Raw genomic sequence first — 16,952 nt, forward strand, 5'->3', positions numbered from 1 at the left:
ATGTCATTTGAACTGGTCCTGCAATACCTGATATCCCCGGCGTTCTTTCACGGGGCCTTGACCACCTTGCTGATCACGCTCTACTCGCTGGTGTTCGGCGTCGCTGTCGGCGTGATAGTCGCCTTGCTTCAGGACAGCAATACCCGGCTGGGCCGGACCCTGGCATGGGTTTACCTGTGGCTGTTCAGAGGCACACCGGTGCTGTTTCAGATCATCTTCATTTACAACGTTTTGCCCACCTTCGGCATTCGTCTGTCGGCAATGGTCAGCGCGATATTGGCGCTGTCGCTGAACGAGGGTGCCTACATGGCTGAAATCATTCGTTCGGGCCTTCAGGCCGTGAAAAAAGGCCAGCGTACCGCGGCCTTGGCGCTGGGCATGAAACCCTTCGCCGTGATGCGCCACGTGGTCATCCCGCAGGCGGCCCGAATGATCCTGCCACCCATCGGCAACCAGATGGTCGGCATGCTCAAGCTCAGCGCGCTGGTCTCGGTGGTTGCCGTTGAGGAGTTGATGCTGGTGGCCAACCAGACCGCCAGCTCGAACTTCCGTTATTTCGAAGCGCTCACCGCGGCGGGCATCTATTACCTGGCCCTGACCACGCTGTTCATGGGCGTACAGGCGTTGATCGAACGCAGGCTTGATCCCAAACAGCGCCGCAAAGGGCCACGCACCAGCCTGACCGAACGCATGCTGGGCACATCGCGCAGCGCAACCGTCCGCTAGGAGAAACCGATCATGCAAAAATCTCTCTGGGCTTCAGCCAAGGACAAGCCACTGCTGGAACTCATCGGCATCGACAAAAGCTACGGCCCTTTCAAAGTCCTCAAGAACTGTTCGTTGAACGTCAACAGCGGTGAGACCGTGGTGATCATCGGCCCTTCGGGATCGGGCAAGTCCACCCTGCTGCGTTGCGTCAATCAATTGGAACCGGCCGACGGCGGCGACCTGTTTTTCGAGGGCCGGCGTATCGATTACGACCGACGCAACGTGCATCTGCTGCGGCGCGATATCGGCATGGTGTTTCAGAATTTCGAACTCTTCTCCCATCTCTCCGTGGTGGAAAACATCATGCTCGCGCCGATGAAGGTGCTCGGCATGAGCCGCACCGATGCGCATGACATTGCCATCGAGTTATTGGGCAAGGTGCGCATCCCGGAAAAGGCCGACGCCTATCCGGACGAGATTTCCGGCGGCCAGCAGCAACGCGTGGCCATCGCCCGTTCACTGGCCATGAAACCCAAGGTCATGCTCTACGACGAGCCGACCTCGGCCCTGGACCCGGAGATGATCCGTGAGGTCGTCGATGTCATGGCCGAACTGTCCAGCGACGGCATGACCAGCCTGGTCGTGACCCATGAGATGGGGTTCGCCCGCAGAGCGGCAGATCGCATCGTCTTCATGGAAAGCGGCGAGATCATCGAAAACACCAGCAAAGACGATTTTTTCGGCGGCGCGGTCAACCCGCGTACCCGTCATTTTCTCGATCAGATCCTGCACTGAGAGCACAGCAATGAATCAGCAACCCGACTTCCCCCGCATGAAACGCGACCTCGCCGCGCTGGTGGCGATCAATACCGAGAACCCGCCGGGTCACGAACTCGAAGCAGCGCGCTATTTGCAGGTGCTGCTGGAGGCGGAAGGCTTTGACCTGTCGTTGTCGGAATACAAACCGGGCCGCGTCAACGTCATCGCGACTTACGCCAATGGCCCTGGCCCAACCTTCGCTTTTAATACCCACATCGACACGGTACCGGCCGGTGAAGGCTGGCGTACTGACCCGTTTGTGCTGCACGAGGCCGATGGCAAGTTGCATGGTCGCGGCAGTTGTGATGCCAAAGGGCCGATGGTCGCCATGATCGAGGCCACGCGCATGCTGATCGCCTGCCGCAAGCAGTGGTCCGGCACGCTGATGGCCGTGTTCACCGCCGATGAGGAAATCGCCAGCGAAGGCGCCAAGCATTATGTCGCCCATCAGCCGCCGCACATCGACTTCGCCGTGATTGGCGAGCCCACCTCCAACGCCGCGTTCACCGCGCACAAGGGCAGCCTGCGCCCGCTGGTCCGCGTTCATGGCGTCACCGCACATTCCGGCACGCCCCATTTGGGAGAGAACGCCATTTACCGAGCCGCCCAGTTATTGGAGCTGATCGAGCAACATCACGAACACTCGGTGAAATGCCATTGCCATGCTCTGGTGGGCGAAGCCAGCCTGACCGTCACGCGCATCAATGGTGGGCACGCCGATAACGTGCTGCCCGGCGCCTGCGATCTGTTGCTGGACCGGCGCATGGTGCCCGGCGAAAGCGAAGCGGAAGTCAAAGCGGAAATCGATCAGTTGCTGGCGTTGGCCAAGGAGCGTTTCGGCGTCCGTGCCGAGGTCCTGAAATATATCCCCACCACCGGTGGCGCCACAGAAACAGCATTGGCCGAGCCCATTGTTCAGGCCAGCCTGGCGGCCTGCCGCGAGCACAACAACGGCAACGCCGGCCCGTTCGGTTTCCAGGGTGGGTGCGACCTGGTGCATTTCCGCAGCCTGGGAACCACCGGGACTGTCATTGGCCCGGGAACCCTGGCCGTGGCGCACAAGCCTGATGAATTCGTACCGATCGATGAATTCATCGCAGCCGCCTTGATCTATCGGGACATCGCCCTGCGGATGCTGCCGCTGGAATCGGCATGACACTCAAAGCCTTCCTGCGTCGGGCCGATTTGCACTACGGCAATGGCGTGCATTTGCATACCGCGGCGTCCGGCAGTGTCGGCGAACTGCAAGCGTTGTATTTGTGCCTGGACGACGGCCAGCATCAGGCCGTCGGAGAAGTGCGGATCAACATCGCCTATCTCAACGGGTACGCTGCTGAGCAGGTGGTCGCTCAGGCGTTACAAGCGCTCGCCGTGCTGCCATGGAGCAGCGACCCCTCTCATTTGCTGAGCCAGATGCCGGAGTGGGCAGCCAGCCTGAGCATGCCGGTGCGCAACCTGATCGATTGTGCGCTTCATGACTTGCTCGCTCGCCGCGCGGGCGTGCCGCTGGCGCAGTGGCTGGGCGCCCCTGTCTCGGACATTCGTTACGCCAGCAACCAGACGCTTTTCTGGTCGCCGTTCGATGTTTTCCTCGCGCAGGCGGATGCCTATGTAAAACGAGGCTTTCACGACCTGAAGGTGCGCATTGCCGTGGGGACCTTCGAGGAGGACCTTGTGCGCCTGCAAGCCCTGCGAGACCGTTTTGGCGACGAAGTGAAAATAGCCGTCGATGTCAACGGTCAGTGGCCACTGCAGCACGCGCTGAAACACCTCGAAGCGCTGTCCCGGTTCAACCTGGTCTATGTCGAACAACCGATTGCCGCAGGGGACTGGGATGCACTGGAGCAGCTTGCGCAGCACAGCCCGCTGCCGTTGATGATCGATGAAAGCCTGTCGAGCGGTGAGGACGTGGACCGCCTGTGCGCGCTGGGCGGCAAGCTGTGGGCGCACCTCAAACTGGTAAAAATCGGCGGTATCGCCCCCTGCCTTTCGGCCGCCCGACGACTGGCCAGTGCCTCGGTCCCGTACATGATCGGACAAATGAATGAAGGCGCCGCAGCCACTGCGGCAGCCCTGCACGTGGCCTGCGCAAGCACGCCGAGTTTCGCCGAACTGTATGGCGCCGATGGCCTGTGCGACGACCCGGCAGGCCCCCTGCTCTATCTCGACGGTGACGCCCGATTGCCCCCGGCACCCGGATTGGGCATCACCCTCAACCTCGAAAAAACTGAACTGATTCGGAGTTTCTGATGAACCAAGCGCCCCCCAGCAACGTACGTCAAGGCAGCGAATCGGCTTTCGCTGCCAGCGAATATGCCGAGCGCGTTCGCCACGCCAAAACCAATCTGGTCCAGGCGGGCATCGACGTGATGATCGTGACCGGGCCGGAGAATATCTTCTATCTCACCGGCCAACAGACACCGGGCTACTACACCTTTCAGGCACTCGTGTTGCCAGTCGACGGCGAGCCGATGTTCGTGATCCGCCAGCTCGAATATTTCAATTTCATCGCCAACACCTTTATCAGTGACGCCTCGGTGTATCTGGACGGCGATGACCCTGTGAGCTTTCTGGTTGCGGCCATCGAACAAAAAGGCTGGAGTAACCGCCGTATTGCCATCGACAAGCGAGGATGGTTCCTGCCTATCGCGGTCTATGAGGCTCTGCAAGGCAAGCTGGGCACTGTGCATGACGCCGCCGGGGTGATTGAAAAACTGCGTGCGGTGAAATCCCCGGCCGAAGTGGAAAAACTCGAATTTGCTGCGCGTTATGTCGATGCCGGCATGCGCGCAGGCATGGACGCAGTGAAAGTCGGCGCCAGTGAAAACGACCTGGTGGCTGCGATGCTGCAGGCCTCGATTGCCGCTGGCTCCGAATACATGGGCATGGAACCGTTGGTGTCGAGCGGCCCGCGCACCGGCATCCCGCATGGCACCTGGCGTCGGCGCGTTCTGCAAGCGGGAGAGCCGGCCTTTCTCGAAATGGCGGCCAGCCATGACCGCTATCATGCCGCGTTGATGCGCTGCGCCTGGCTCGGCAAGCCGCCCGCCATTGCCATTGAAATGGAAAAAGTGTGCCAGCAAGCGCTGCAAGCGGCGCTGGACGCGCTGCGCCCCGGCGAGCCTTGCGAGGCTTCACACATCGCCTGCCAGGCAGTCATCGACCGCGCCGGATTCACCGACGCCTTCAAGAAGCGTACGGGTTATTCGGTGGGTATTTCATTTGCGCCCGATTGGGGCGAAGGGTCGATTCTAAGCCTGTACAGCGGCGTGAAGACCGAGCTTGAGCCCGGCATGAGCTTTCACATTCCGCCCGCCCTGCGTATCTACGGCGAATTCACCGTGGGCGTGAGCGAGACGGTGGTCATTACCGAAACCGGCTATCGCGTGCTGGGCAGCCTTGAGCGACCATTGCGGCAAATCTGATCATCCCCTATCGACAGTCCGGTGGCTGGATAACCACCGGACTGTCAAATGCTCACTTCAACTGCGCACAGGCTTGCTCAAGCCGCTGACAGGCATCACCCAGCACTTGGTCATCCACCGCATAGGCAATGCGCAAATAACCCGGCGCACCGAATGCCGAGCCATGCACAGTCCCGACTTTCGCCGCGTCCAGCAAATAACTGGCGAAGTCAAAGTCATCGGCAATGAGTTTGCCGTCTGGCCTCTGCTTGCCGTACATGCCCTGACAATTCACGAACAAATAGAACGCCCCTTCCGGCATGGCACATTCCAGCCCTGCAATCCGCCCGATACTGTCCAGTACCTGGTCACGCCTCTCGGCAAGCCGACCGATCCAGTCCTCGATAAACGCCGTACCACCATCAAGCGCGGCAATCGCAGCGGCCTGAGAGATCGAACTAGGGTTGGAAGTGCTTTGTGACTGCAAGACCTGCAGCGCATCGATCAGCCATTTCGGGCCACCGGCATAGCCAATGCGCCAGCCCGTCATCGAAAACGCTTTGGAAAGGCCGTTAACGGTCAGCGTGCGTGGCCGCAGCAGCGGCTCAACCTGCGCGGGCGTGAAAAATGCCCGACCGTAACGGGTGTGTTCGTAGATGTCGTCGGCCAGAACCAGGACGTGTTCGTGCCGTAGCAACACATCGGTCAGCGCCTTGATTTCATCTTCGCTATATACCGCACCGGTCGGGTTGTTGGGTGAATTAAGCAACACCCAGCGGGTGCGCGGCGTGATAGCGGCCTCAAGGGCCTGGGGCTGTAACTTCCAGCCATCGGATTCGTGGCACTGGACGATTCGGGTCTCGCCTTCGGCCAATGAAACCATGTCGGGGTAGGATACCCAGTAAGGCGCTGGGACAATGACCTCGTCGCCAGCATTCAGGGTTGCCATCAGTGCGTTAAAGATCAGTTGTTTGGCGCCTGCTCCAGCAATCACTTCGCCAGCGTTATAGATCAGCCCGTTCTCGCGACTGAACTTGTCGATGATCGACTGCTTCAGGCGCGCGCTACCAGGGACAGCCGTGTATTTGGTTTCACCGGCATTGATCGCATCGATTCCTGCCTGAGCGATGTGCGCGGGTGTGGGGAAATCCAGTTCCCCCTCGCCCAAATTGATCACCGACTGGCCCGCCGCCGTTAAAGCGCGCACCTTGTCGGAGATTTCTGCTGTTGGAGAAGGACGTACGCGGCGCATTCGCTGCGCCAGAACCGCTTGGAACATTTCAGTCACCTTTGATATTTGCACCTATTGCTACATTTAAAACAACAGGTGACATAAGGAAAGCTCGGCTGCACGGTCAGCAGAGGATGAATCACGATCCAAGAGGGTTTAAATGCTGCGAATCAGGCCGCCATCGACCCGCAAGGAGGTGCCGGTGATGTAGCTCGCTCGGGCGCTGGCCAGGAAGATAACCGCATCGGCAAACTCGGACGGCTCGCCATAGCGGCCGACCGCGATGGTGCTGCGCGAGGCCGTGGCGATGGCCTCGGTGGTGGAGCCGGCGCGCTTGGCAGCCGCCTGGTCCAGCTCGCTGACGCGGGCGGTAGCGATGCGTCCGGGAATGACCGAGTTGACGGTGACTCCCTCGGCGGCCACTTCATTGGCCAGGGTTTTAGACCACCCGATAATGCTGGCGCGCAAGGTGTTGGAAATGCCCAGGTTGGGAATCGGTTGCACCACCCCGGAAGACACGACATTGATGATGCGCCCCCATCCCCTTTCGCGCATGCCAGGCAGGACGCTGGCAGTGACTTCAAACAGTGCGCAGACCATGCTGTCGAACGCCGCCTGCCACTGGCGGGTTTCAACGGCGCACACTGCACCCGGTGCAGGACCGCCACCGTTATTGATCAGAATGTCGTAACCGCGCCCGTTGGCTAACAGTCGATCCAAAGCGCCACGACGCTGTTCGGGATCGGCCAGGTCCAGCACCAGATAGTCCGCCTGGGCACCTGAATCGCTCAGTTTGCGCGCCTCTTCGGCCAGCACGTCATCACGGCGGCCACACAACGTAACGGCAACCCCCTCTGCGGTAAGACCCTGCGCAATCGCCAGGCCCAGACCACGGCTTGAGCCAAGCACCAGCGCACGTTTACCTCGCAAACCTAATTCCATGAAACCCTCTCTCAACGTAAGGACCAGCGCCTGGCAGGCGCTAGCCGTAAATGGGGACATCCGCCACCTGACGGGGTGGGCGGAGGTTGGCCGAGGCTTTGCGCGTCGGCTTTTTGCCGGGTTGCGCCGCAGTGTCAGCGTGGGTCAGGTGTTTGCGCATCAGCTCGCTGGCATCCGCGTAGCGACCGCTGGCGACTGCATCGATAATTGCCAGATGCTCGGCGCACCAGTCGCGCACTCGGCGCCGGTTGGCATAGCCTGCAAACTCGAGCAACTTGCGCAGCCGGTTCTGTTGCTGAATGGCTTGAATCACAAAGGTGTTGCCGCCGAACTCGGCGAACATTTCGTGAAACCGCGCATCGGTTTCGAATAACTGGGCATTGCTGACTGCCGCGGAGTCCGAATGACTGGCCAGATACAAATGCTGCAATCGCGAACGCTCCAGCGCTGCGGCATCCGGCCTGAACTGCGGTTGCAGGAAGTTCGCCGGCTCCACCATCAGCCGGAACTGGTAGCCGCTGCGTAATGCCGCTTCATCCAGTGTTGGCAAAAAGCTCCAGCCGTGGCCTTTGTTACGAATCAGCAACCCGTCTTCCGCCATGCGCGTCAGGGTTTTCATTAGCGTGACCCGGTCGACGTCGTAGCGTGTGGCGATTTCCGTCTGCGTTACCGAATGAGCGATCGCGCCGCTAAGCCGATCATTGACCAGACGTTCATAGAGTGAATCCTCGACGCTGGAGGACACACTCAACTCCACTCGCTGCAGCGCATCGAACGCCTTGAGCAGGAAAAACCCCTGATGCCGGCGAGTTTCGACGATGCCCTCCTCGACCAGAAGCTTCAAGGCGTTACGGGTAGGCGTGCGGGAAACGCCGAGCAAATCGGCAATCTGTTGCTCGCGCAAATGATGGCCAGGCTCGAAGCGCGCCTTACGCACGAAATCAAGAATCTGGTTAGCCAGACGACGGCTGTTCTGGCCCGGTAACGACGCCATGGAAGGTGAACCTCGACAATAAAGAGTGCGCACATCCTACCAAGGACGCCCACAGGTCTGCTCAGAAGCAAATGAACGACCGAGCGTCATCGTCGGCAGAAAGTTATTGTACATATGGGCACAGATAATACAATATCTGCTCACCCCGATGTCCAGCCTCCAAAGGATCCACGCATGCAAACCATTCAAGAATGTCGCGAACGCCTTCACGGGATCTTTAACATCACCGTCACCCCCTTCACTGCAAATGGCGATTTCGATTACGCGGCGATGGCCGAAAATATCGAGCGCGTCATCGAGCTGGGTTATGACGGCTTGCTGATCGGCGGGACGTACGGCGAGTTTCCGGTCATGACCTGTGAAGAGCGCGCCGAACTGTTTCGCAAGGTGATGGCGATCGTGGGCGACCGCGTGCCGGTAATGCTCTGCACCGCGGGTTCAGACAGCCGTGTCGTGCGCGAATTGACACAGCTGGCGGGCGAGCTTGGTGGTCTGCCGATGGTCACTCCTCCCTTTGTATCGGAGATTACGGACGATCAGATTGTCAGCTTCTTCAAAGACATGGCACCGCTGTCCAGGACCGGCATCCTGATCTACAACGCCCCCGGGATTGGTATCACCCTTTCGGTGTCGGTCATTGAGCAACTGGCCAGAATCGAGGGTGTGGTGGGCTTGAAACAAGGGGATCTAACGCCTACGGTGATCGACCGCATCGCCAATAAACTGAGCGGCAAGGTTCGCCTGTTCTGTGCCTCGGACCTGGTCTTCAGCGGCCCCATGATGGCTGGCTTCGACGGCATCAGCTCGACCAACAGTGGTGCCTTGCCGGAACTGATCCTGGCGACGTTCCGAGCGTTGCAGGCAGGCGATGCCACAAAAGCCACCGAATTACATCGCCTCTGGTTCCCGTTACGCGAGCTGGCACGCAAACACGGTCAGCCTCAAACCACCAAAGCGATCATGAACCTGCGCGGATTCAAGGGTGGGTCGGTTCGCCACCCGTTGCTGGACCTGCAAGGCGCGGCGCTTGAAGAAGTAGCGCTGGCTCTGCGCACCCTGGCCAGCGATCCGCGTTCGGCAATCGTATTGCCGAAATAAGGTCTGACCGGCAGCTACCGAAGGTGATGGCTCATCTTCGGGAGCTGATTCAGACCGCAAAGTGCAACTGAAAAGGTGATGGATCTATCACAGGTGGCGGGGTCTACTTGCGCCGCCTGCATCTCCCACCCGCCATTCACCCAGGAACCCTTCCCTGAATAGCCGGAAGTTCACGATGATAAGGCGCGCACTTTGTTCTGAATACGTAGGCGGTGCACGAACAGAGTGTGACGTGATGCTGTAATCATCAAGGCGATGTATCAGCGCGATCGCAGGGTCGAAGCACCTAGTGGAGGAGATTTTTCGCTTTCCGAAGAGCGAATCCCACCAAATAATCTACTCAGCATCCGATGGATACCGTAGAAAACCGGGAATGAGGGTGCTTGGGATGGGCACTTACTGGAACGAAAAAAGAGGCCGAAGCCTCTTCTTTTCAGTTTTGCAGACCTGGATAAAAGACCGCAAAACACTATCTGGAGCGGGAAACGAGACTCGAACTCGCGACCCCGACCTTGGCAAGGTCGTGCTCTACCAACTGAGCTATTCCCGCATTGTGTGGGCGCCATTCTATAGATTCGAGTGACCGCGTCAACCCCTTGATTTAAAGAAACTTATTTTTCCTCTGTAGTGGTGCGCAGGTGCGGCCAGGCCGCTCTTAGGTATTGCACCATCGACCATAGCGTCAGCCCCGCCGCTATCATCAGCAGCACATACCCCAGCACGACCCAGAAGGTGAAGGCAGGCGGGTTCGCCAGTAGAATCACCAGCGCGAGCATTTGCGCGGCTGTCTTCCATTTGCCCAGATTGGAGACTGCCACTTGCGCACGCGCACCCAACTCGGCCATCCATTCGCGCAGTGCAGAGATCACGATCTCTCGACCGATGATGACCGCAGCTGGCAAGGTCAGCCAGAAATTAGCGTGCCCCTGCACCAGCAATACCAAGGCGACGGCGACCATCAGCTTGTCGGCAACCGGATCGAGAAACGCGCCAAAGGGTGTGCTCTGCTCCAGTCGACGCGCCAGGTATCCATCCAGCCAGTCAGTGGCCGCCGCAAGGGCGAACACAGAACTGGCGGCCATGTAGCTCCAGTGATAAGGCAAATAAAACAGCAGAATGAAGATCGGAATCAGCAGGACACGTAATACGGTGATCAAATTAGGGATATTCATCGGCACAACTGGCTACGAGGTGAACAGGCATTCTACTCGCTGTGCAGGCTCGCATAAATCGACTCTGCGAGCTTTTTACTGATTCCGGGTGCTTTGGCGATTTCTTCGATGCTTGCGCGGGACAATTCCTGCAGGCCACCGAAGTGCTTGAGCAGGTCCCGGCGTCGCGTCGGGCCCACGCCCGCCACGCCTTCCAGCGTCGAAGTACGCCTTGTCTTGCCGCGGCGCGCACGGTGTCCGGTGATTGCAAAACGGTGAGCTTCATCGCGAATCTGCTGAATCAAGTGCAGCGCCGGAGAGTCGCCCCGCAGCGTGAACTCATGGGCGGCGTCATTGAGGTATAGCGTTTCGAAACCGGCCTTTCGCGTAGTGCCCTTGGCGACGCCCAGCAGGATCAGGTCCGGCACGGCCAGTTCGTTCATGACGTCACGCGCCATGTTCAGCTGCCCCTTGCCGCCGTCGACCAGCAGGATATCCGGTAGCTTGCCTTCGCCGTCCTTGATCTTGCTGAAACGTCGGGTCAGCGCTTGATGCATTGCCGCATAGTCATCGCCTGCAGTCACGCCTTCGATGTTGTAGCGGCGGTAATCGGACTTGATCGGCCCTTCCGGCCCGAACACCACGCAGGAGGCTACTGTCGCTTCGCCACTGGAATGACTGATGTCGTAACACTCCAGCCGCTGCGGTGGCTCATCCAGCTTGAGCACCTCGGCCAGCGCCTCGAAGCGCGCCGCGACGTGCTGTCGGTTGGCAAGCCGCGCGGCGAGCGCCTGCTCGGCGTTGGTCACGGCCAACTGCTGCCAGCGCGCACGGGTTCCGCGCACCCGATGACTGATGAGCATTTCCTTGCCACGGGAAGCGTCAATGGCCTCGATCAGCGCGGGGAAATCTTCATTGACGACGTTGACGATGACTTCGCTCGGCAGCTCGCGCTCACCACCGCCCAGGAAATACTGCGCCAGGAACGCTGACATCACCTCGCCGACCTCTTCCTCTATACCCACTTGAGGGAAGAAGTTCTTGCTGCCCAGCACCCGGCCGCCACGCACGCTGATCAAATGTACACAGGCACCGCCCGGGTTCACAAAAGCGGCGACCACGTCGACGTCGCCACTGCCGCTTTCCATGCTCTGTTGATCCTGAACACGGCGCAGCAGGCCGATCTGGTCCCGCAATTCGGCAGCCCGTTCGAAATTGAGCGCCATGGCTGCTTTCTCCATGAGCATGTTCAACTCGTCAGTCAGAGCATTGCTACGTCCCTCAAGGAACATCACCGAGTGACGCACGTCCTCGGCATACACCTGCGGCTCGACGAAATTTACGCATGGGGCCTTGCAGCGCTTTATCTGATATTGCAGGCATGGGCGCGTCCGATTCTTGTAGAAACTGTCTTCGCACTGCCGGACGTGAAAGGTCTTTTGCAGAATGCTTAGGCTTTCTCGTATCGCCCCCGCACTCGGGTAGGGGCCGAAGTAACGTCCCTTGGCCTTTTTCGCGCCACGGTGGATGCTCAGGCGTGGAAATTCGCCATTGGACAAATGCACATAAGGGTACGATTTGTCGTCACGCAGCAGGATGTTATAGGGCGGACGTGACTCTTTGATCAACGTCTGTTCCAACAACAGCGCTTCGGTTTCATTGGCGGTGATGGTGGTTTCGATCTGAGAAATACGCGCTACCAGTGCGCCTGTTTTCGGCGCATGTCCGGTCTTGCGGAAATAGCTGGCGAGACGTTTCTTCAGGTTCTTGGCTTTGCCCACATAAAGAAGCCGGCCCTCGGTATCGAACATGCGATAAACACCGGGGCGGCCACTGCAGGTGGCAAGAAAGGCACTTGGATCAAACAGTTGGGTCATTTCAGGCGCTGGCGTCGACCATGCCGTGACGCACGGCAAGCAGGGCAAGCTCAACGTCACTGGTGATCGAAAGCTTCTCGAAGATGCGATATCGGTAAGTGTTCACTGTTTTAGGGGACAGGCACAGTTTGTCGGAAATGGTCTGCACTTTCTGGCAGCCGACGATCATCAGGGCAATCTGGATTTCTCGCTCCGACAGCAGATCGAATGGCGAATTACTGGTTTGCGGCTGGAAGGACTTGAGCGCCAGCTGCTGTGCAATCTGCGGGCTGATGTAGCGCTGGCCTGCAAACACCAGACGAATGGCCTGAACCATCTCGGTCAAGCCCGCGCCCTTGGTCATGTAGCCTGCGGCTCCGGCCTGCAACAAACGGGTGGGAAACGGATCTTCCTCACATGCCGTCACTGCGACCACCTTGATATCCGGATAGCTACGCAGCAGCTTGCGCGTAGCCTCCAGGCCACCGATACCTGGCATCTTGACATCCATCAGCACGACGTCGGGGTTGAGTTCACGAGCCTTCTTTAACGACTCTTCGCCAGACTCGGCCTGTCCGACCACCTGCAGGCCGTCGATGTCGGAGAGCATGCGTGTGATACCCGTCCGAACCAGATCGTGGTCATCGACAACCAGCACCCTAATCAAGCAGACACCTCACGAAACAATTGATGACAATAGTCCATCACCTTAACAAAAAAGAAAGTGCAGGACCTAGCATGAAGCAATTTGGCAGGTCTGACGTTTATCTGCGAGATTGCCGACAGGCCCGCCTCATCGGCCTGACGCCGCGTACCGCCAAAAAAAATGAAATCACTCCCCCGCTCTGACATTAATTTTTTTCTGCTGTGTAGCTCGCCTTATATTCAGCCAAGGTGGTCGTCAGTCGAAGAATGGCGTCCTGATCTTCCTTGACCAACGTTCTGTAGCTTCCGAGCACCCACTCTTCCACTTCGCTGAGATCCTCAATGGGGGACGGAGTGTGTGACCCGGTCAAGACATACAGCACATCAACACCCTTGGCAGCCACGGCCGCTAGATAATCGGCCTTCGGCGTGCGTTCACCACTCTCATACTTGCCTTGGGCATTGGGCTCGACACCACCAATTTCGCCAAACGCTCGCTGCGAAAGCCCCAGCCGCTCTCGCTCTTGCCTGATACGGGCACCAATTCCACTCATTTGAATGCGTAACCTTATTGACCCCATCCTTACGAATGGTAGAATCCTGATAAATTTGTACAGACTTGAACGGTTTTGAACTATGCCCGGAATCCGCACCGCAGCACAAGCCAAGGCCTGGCTGGAACAGCAAGGTAAATCTGTTCAAGAGTTTGCCCGCGAAAACAGCGTCGATCCGGCGACGACTTATCAGATTCTTTCCGGTCGAAAAAAAGGTCGTCGTGGCGAATCCCACAAAGTGGCGGTGCTGCTGGGTATGAAAATAGGCGTGATACCAACGCAATCGCCGGATAGCGGTGATTTATCGACAGATTAGGTCCCGCAGAGCGTGGACCTTCTGCAACATTTGTCCAGGGAAGGTATAAGTGCGTGGGCGCTCGCTCAGCCTGAATCCATCACAGGTCATTATCGTGTGTCCGAGGGAGCTCGTAGTGACTGATGCACTGCCCGCTCCATCCAGAACAGTGCGGCTTCTTCTCCCACATGCATATAGCCGAGCCGGCGGTACAGCCTCACTGCGGGGTTTGTTTTAAACACCTTGAGCCGAACACTCGCGCACCCCTGTGCTATCGCCACTTGTTCAACGCAGGTCATTATCCATTGGCCGACGCCTTCACCGCGGCGGGCCTCGATCAGTTGCACATCACGCACATACAGATAGCCGGTTTCGAGGGTTAACCCGAGAAACCCGATTGGCTTTCCTGACTGAATGACAAGGTAACTCTCTCGCCGCGGCCACTCAGCATCAAACGCTTGCGGCTGCCACACCAGACCGTAACAAAGGTAATAATCGCGCATGTTGACCCGGGTCAATTCACGGGCAAATGCCAGATCGCTATCTGCTGCTGGTTGCAATAAAAGCGAATTGCCTGATACGTCAGTTATGAAGGCCATCTACAATTTGACCGCAACGGCAGTCGCGGACCATGCAGCGTCACTACGTCGCACCAGAAGCAATTCCTCTCCTGCCCCGGAGATTTGCGCGACCATCTCGCCATCCTCATCCCACAGCGCGCTGCGCCCGCCGGACAGCCAACCACCGGTGCTGCCCGCATAGTTCGCCATTAATACCGACATCCGATGCGTTCGCGCATAGCCACTCAGCAGCGCCGAGTCATGCGCATAGCCTGCGCCGGAAATCAATACGCTTGCTGCATAAATGGTCGAGCCCGCTTCGGCAGCCTTTTTTGCGTGAGCCACTTGGGCGAAGTCGGCACAGACCGCCAACGCTAGACGCTCGCCTGCGATATCGACTGGCGCGCCGCCAGTTCCGGCACCGAAAACCGATTCTTCGCCGCTGTGCAGGTGTTGCTTGTAATACAGGTCGAGCCCGCCGTCGGCCTGAAAAACGAGCGCTGCAATCAGCACTTGGCCGGGAGTTGAGGAACGGATGGGGGCACCCGCTACCGTGACCATTTTCAGCTCCCGTGCCATATCCCGCATCGGTTGCAGGCGCGGGTCACAGGCCGAGAACGCCAGATTGCCCGCCAAGGTCGGCTCATAACCGGTCAACGACAGTTCTGGAAACATCAGGAAGTTCGCCCCGCGTCCAGCGGCAATCTCCATGAAGTGCAGATGACGCTGTACATTCCCTTCGATGTCTCCTGCCATGGAGGATGACTGGGCTACGGCAAACACCGGCGCTCGGGTTTGTTCACTCACCTGCATCGTTGCTACTCCTGGCTGTTCGTGACCTTGTCCCTTCTTAGGACGCATTCTAACGGTGTCCTAAGACTTGACCAGTCTTGCGACGAGTTCATCCGATGCAATCAACAACGCTCACCATCACGACGATTGGAATTTCCAATTGAATAACGCCACGCCCGTGCAGTAAGCTCGCCCACATTCTTTGGAGACTTGCCATGCTGCCTTCCATCCCCAATCAGCTTCAGCGCTCTGCCGACGCCTCGCGTCAGGCAAGTGCATGGGCTGTGCTGGGTGCATCGGCAATATCGCCTCCTGCTTCTTATTTGTATGGGTATTGGTTTAGCCACTGGCGCGCCTGATACCTGACCGGCGCCCATGAATCACGGGACGCCCACCAGAGATAACTCTACCCCCGGTCGGCCTCCCGACCGGGGGTTTTCGTTTTTCTGGCCTTCATAAAATCAACTAACGCTTCGAATTGAGGAACATGACATGAAATACAGCACCTATTACCGCAACGACGTCGACTTTGCATGGCGATTTAGCAACCTCCGCTCGGGACAGCCAGCCGCCTCCGATCGGTCACTGACAGGTGGCAAATCAACACAACCGGCCAGCAAGGCCAATTGTCGAACATCCCAGTAGGTCGGCGCGGGACAACGCCCGCCGACCAGGAAACCTGAATATGAATTCGTCCGTCGTTGCACCCGACCTGTCCGACCTGCAGTCCGGCACCGTGACGCTGATTGACAGTCGCCCTGCCCCACAACGCCTGCCCAGCCCTCTGGTACTGAAAAACCAGCTGCCGCTGGATCTCAGGCTTTGCGCACAAGTTGCAGCCCATCGGCAATCAGTGCGCGCCATCCTTAACGGTGAAGACTCTCGCCTGTTGGTGATCGTGGGGCCCTGCTCCCTACACGACTCCGAATCTGCCCTCGAATACGCCGCACGCCTGGCCAACCTTGCTTTCGAAGTCAGCGATCAGATGCTTGTGGTGATGCGTGCTTACGTCGAAAAACCCCGCACCACGGTGGGCTGGAAAGGTCTGGCATACGATCCGAATCTGGATGGCAGTGACGACATGGCTGCGGGCCTGACGCTGTCTCGTCACCTGATGCGCGAAATGATCCGCTTGGGGCTGCCGATCGCGACTGAATTGCTGCAGCCGATGGCTGCCGGCTATTTCGACGACCTGCTGAGCTGGGTCGCCATCGGCGCGCGAACCACCGAGTCGCAGATTCACCGGGAAACCGCCAGTGGTTTGCACATGCCGGTCGGCTTCAAGAACGGTACAGACGGCGGCGTCTGCGTGGCCTGCGATGCCATTCGTTCGGCGGCCCATGCCCACCGCCACTTTGGCATGGACCCTCATGGGCATCCCTCGATCATTGAAACCCGGGGTAATCCGGATACCCACATCGTATTGCGCGGCGGGCACAACGGGCCTAATCACGACGACACGAGCATCGCCAGGGTCAACGCCAGCCTGAACCAGCAACGTATCGCTGCGCGCATCATGGTTGACTGCAGTCACGCCAACAGCGGCAAGGATCCATTGCGCCAGCCTCAAGTGTTCAACGATGTTCTGCGACAGCGTCTGGCAGGTAATCGCAGCCTGATCGGCATGATGCTGGAAAGCCATCTGTTTGCAGGCTGCCAGCCGTTGAGCGAATCGTTGCGCTATGGCGTCTCGATCACCGATGGCTGCCTGGGCTGGGACGATACAGAAAGCCTGCTGCGTGCGGCCGTCCATAAACTGCGTTACAGGTAATCATGGGCATTGGCCACATGGGAAGTGGGGCCGACGCGTGCGGCCCATTTCCCTGATACTTGTCTGTGCTGGCAGCAGCCCCTCTGCGCTTTACGGATTGAAGGCGTAGGAAATCCAGCAGGTATGTCTCAG

The 16,952-nt window shown here is 58.7% G+C and carries 17 protein-coding genes and 1 tRNA gene; 8 read left to right on the forward strand and 10 right to left on the reverse strand.

All coding sequences use genetic code 11. From position 1 onward, the window contains the following. Genes EC915_RS09115 through EC915_RS09135 form a run of 5 tightly spaced genes read left to right on the forward strand, consistent with a single transcriptional unit; the run spans window position 1 to window position 4,952 of the window. On the forward strand, window positions 1–726 hold the full coding sequence (locus EC915_RS09115) for an amino acid ABC transporter permease (RefSeq protein ID WP_133750212.1): 726 nt from the start codon (window positions 1–3) through the stop codon (window positions 724–726). A gap of 12 nt (window positions 727–738) precedes the next feature. Next, the gene (locus EC915_RS09120; protein WP_133750213.1) at window positions 739–1,503 is read left to right on the forward strand and encodes an amino acid ABC transporter ATP-binding protein; all 765 of its coding nucleotides are present in this window, start codon (window positions 739–741) and stop codon (window positions 1,501–1,503) included. A 10-nt stretch (window positions 1,504–1,513) separates the two neighbouring features. Further along, complete coding sequence (locus EC915_RS09125) at window positions 1,514–2,683, forward strand: M20 family metallopeptidase (protein WP_133750214.1); 1,170 nt, start codon at window positions 1,514–1,516, stop codon at window positions 2,681–2,683. Beyond that, complete coding sequence (locus EC915_RS09130) at window positions 2,680–3,777, forward strand: mandelate racemase/muconate lactonizing enzyme family protein (RefSeq protein ID WP_133750215.1); 1,098 nt, start codon at window positions 2,680–2,682, stop codon at window positions 3,775–3,777. The genes EC915_RS09125 and EC915_RS09130 overlap by 4 nt, the downstream gene beginning before the upstream one ends. Further along, the gene (locus EC915_RS09135; protein WP_133750216.1) at window positions 3,777–4,952 is read left to right on the forward strand and encodes a Xaa-Pro peptidase family protein; all 1,176 of its coding nucleotides are present in this window, start codon (window positions 3,777–3,779) and stop codon (window positions 4,950–4,952) included. The genes EC915_RS09130 and EC915_RS09135 overlap by 1 nt, the downstream gene beginning before the upstream one ends. A 52-nt stretch (window positions 4,953–5,004) precedes the next feature. Here the strand turns inward: EC915_RS09135 and EC915_RS09140 are convergent, their stop codons facing one another. The 3 genes from EC915_RS09140 to EC915_RS09150 form a co-directional block, all read right to left on the reverse strand. Continuing rightward, window positions 5,005–6,210, reverse strand: coding sequence for a pyridoxal phosphate-dependent aminotransferase (locus EC915_RS09140; protein WP_133750217.1), 1,206 nt, complete (start codon window positions 6,208–6,210; stop codon window positions 5,005–5,007). A 108-nt stretch (window positions 6,211–6,318) separates the two neighbouring features. After that, window positions 6,319–7,104 carry an SDR family oxidoreductase gene (locus tag EC915_RS09145; protein WP_133750218.1) on the reverse strand — a complete coding sequence of 262 codons (786 nt, stop codon included), beginning with the start codon at window positions 7,102–7,104 and terminating at the stop codon, window positions 6,319–6,321. A gap of 40 nt (window positions 7,105–7,144) precedes the next feature. Beyond that, entirely contained in the window at window positions 7,145–8,098 is a 954-nt protein-coding gene (locus EC915_RS09150) for a GntR family transcriptional regulator (RefSeq protein ID WP_133750219.1), read from the reverse strand. Between the two features lie 174 nt (window positions 8,099–8,272). Between EC915_RS09150 and EC915_RS09155 the strand changes: the two genes are divergently transcribed. Further along, the gene (locus tag EC915_RS09155; RefSeq protein ID WP_133750220.1) at window positions 8,273–9,196 is read left to right on the forward strand and encodes a dihydrodipicolinate synthase family protein; all 924 of its coding nucleotides are present in this window, start codon (window positions 8,273–8,275) and stop codon (window positions 9,194–9,196) included. Between the two features lie 474 nt (window positions 9,197–9,670). On the opposite strand, the gene EC915_RS09160 is transcribed toward EC915_RS09155, so the two are convergent. The 5 genes from EC915_RS09160 to EC915_RS09180 form a co-directional block, all read right to left on the reverse strand. Next, window positions 9,671–9,746: transfer RNA gene (locus EC915_RS09160), tRNA-Gly, on the reverse strand. Window positions 9,747–9,807: 61 nt separating this feature from the next. After that, on the reverse strand, window positions 9,808–10,368 hold the full coding sequence (gene pgsA / locus EC915_RS09165; RefSeq protein ID WP_133750221.1) for a CDP-diacylglycerol--glycerol-3-phosphate 3-phosphatidyltransferase: 561 nt from the start codon (window positions 10,366–10,368) through the stop codon (window positions 9,808–9,810). 32 nt (window positions 10,369–10,400) lie between these two features. Further along, a complete protein-coding gene (gene uvrC, locus EC915_RS09170) occupies window positions 10,401–12,224 on the reverse strand; it encodes an excinuclease ABC subunit UvrC (protein ID WP_133750222.1) in 1,824 nt (607 codons plus the stop codon). A gap of 1 nt (window position 12,225) precedes the next feature. Then, complete coding sequence (uvrY, locus tag EC915_RS09175) at window positions 12,226–12,870, reverse strand: UvrY/SirA/GacA family response regulator transcription factor (RefSeq protein WP_133750223.1); 645 nt, start codon at window positions 12,868–12,870, stop codon at window positions 12,226–12,228. A 184-nt stretch (window positions 12,871–13,054) separates the two neighbouring features. Then, entirely contained in the window at window positions 13,055–13,402 is a 348-nt protein-coding gene (locus EC915_RS09180) for a helix-turn-helix domain-containing protein (protein ID WP_133750224.1), read from the reverse strand. 82 nt (window positions 13,403–13,484) lie between these two features. On the opposite strand from EC915_RS09180, the gene EC915_RS09185 reads away from it, so the two are divergent. Then, a complete protein-coding gene (locus EC915_RS09185) occupies window positions 13,485–13,718 on the forward strand; it encodes a DNA-binding protein (protein WP_133750225.1) in 234 nt (77 codons plus the stop codon). An 89-nt stretch (window positions 13,719–13,807) separates the two neighbouring features. On the opposite strand, the gene EC915_RS09190 is transcribed toward EC915_RS09185, so the two are convergent. Continuing rightward, on the reverse strand, window positions 13,808–14,296 hold the full coding sequence (locus EC915_RS09190; RefSeq protein WP_133750226.1) for a GNAT family N-acetyltransferase: 489 nt from the start codon (window positions 14,294–14,296) through the stop codon (window positions 13,808–13,810). Beyond that, window positions 14,297–15,070, reverse strand: coding sequence for a carbon-nitrogen hydrolase family protein (locus EC915_RS09195; RefSeq protein WP_133750227.1), 774 nt, complete (start codon window positions 15,068–15,070; stop codon window positions 14,297–14,299). A gap of 664 nt (window positions 15,071–15,734) precedes the next feature. Between EC915_RS09195 and EC915_RS09200 the strand changes: the two genes are divergently transcribed. Then, the gene (locus EC915_RS09200; RefSeq protein ID WP_133750228.1) at window positions 15,735–16,820 is read left to right on the forward strand and encodes a 3-deoxy-7-phosphoheptulonate synthase; all 1,086 of its coding nucleotides are present in this window, start codon (window positions 15,735–15,737) and stop codon (window positions 16,818–16,820) included. Window positions 16,821–16,952 lie beyond the last annotated feature (132 nt).

It is taken from the genome of Pseudomonas sp. LP_7_YM, from assembly GCF_004364435.1.
In the GTDB taxonomy this organism is placed as follows: domain Bacteria; phylum Pseudomonadota; class Gammaproteobacteria; order Pseudomonadales; family Pseudomonadaceae; genus Aquipseudomonas.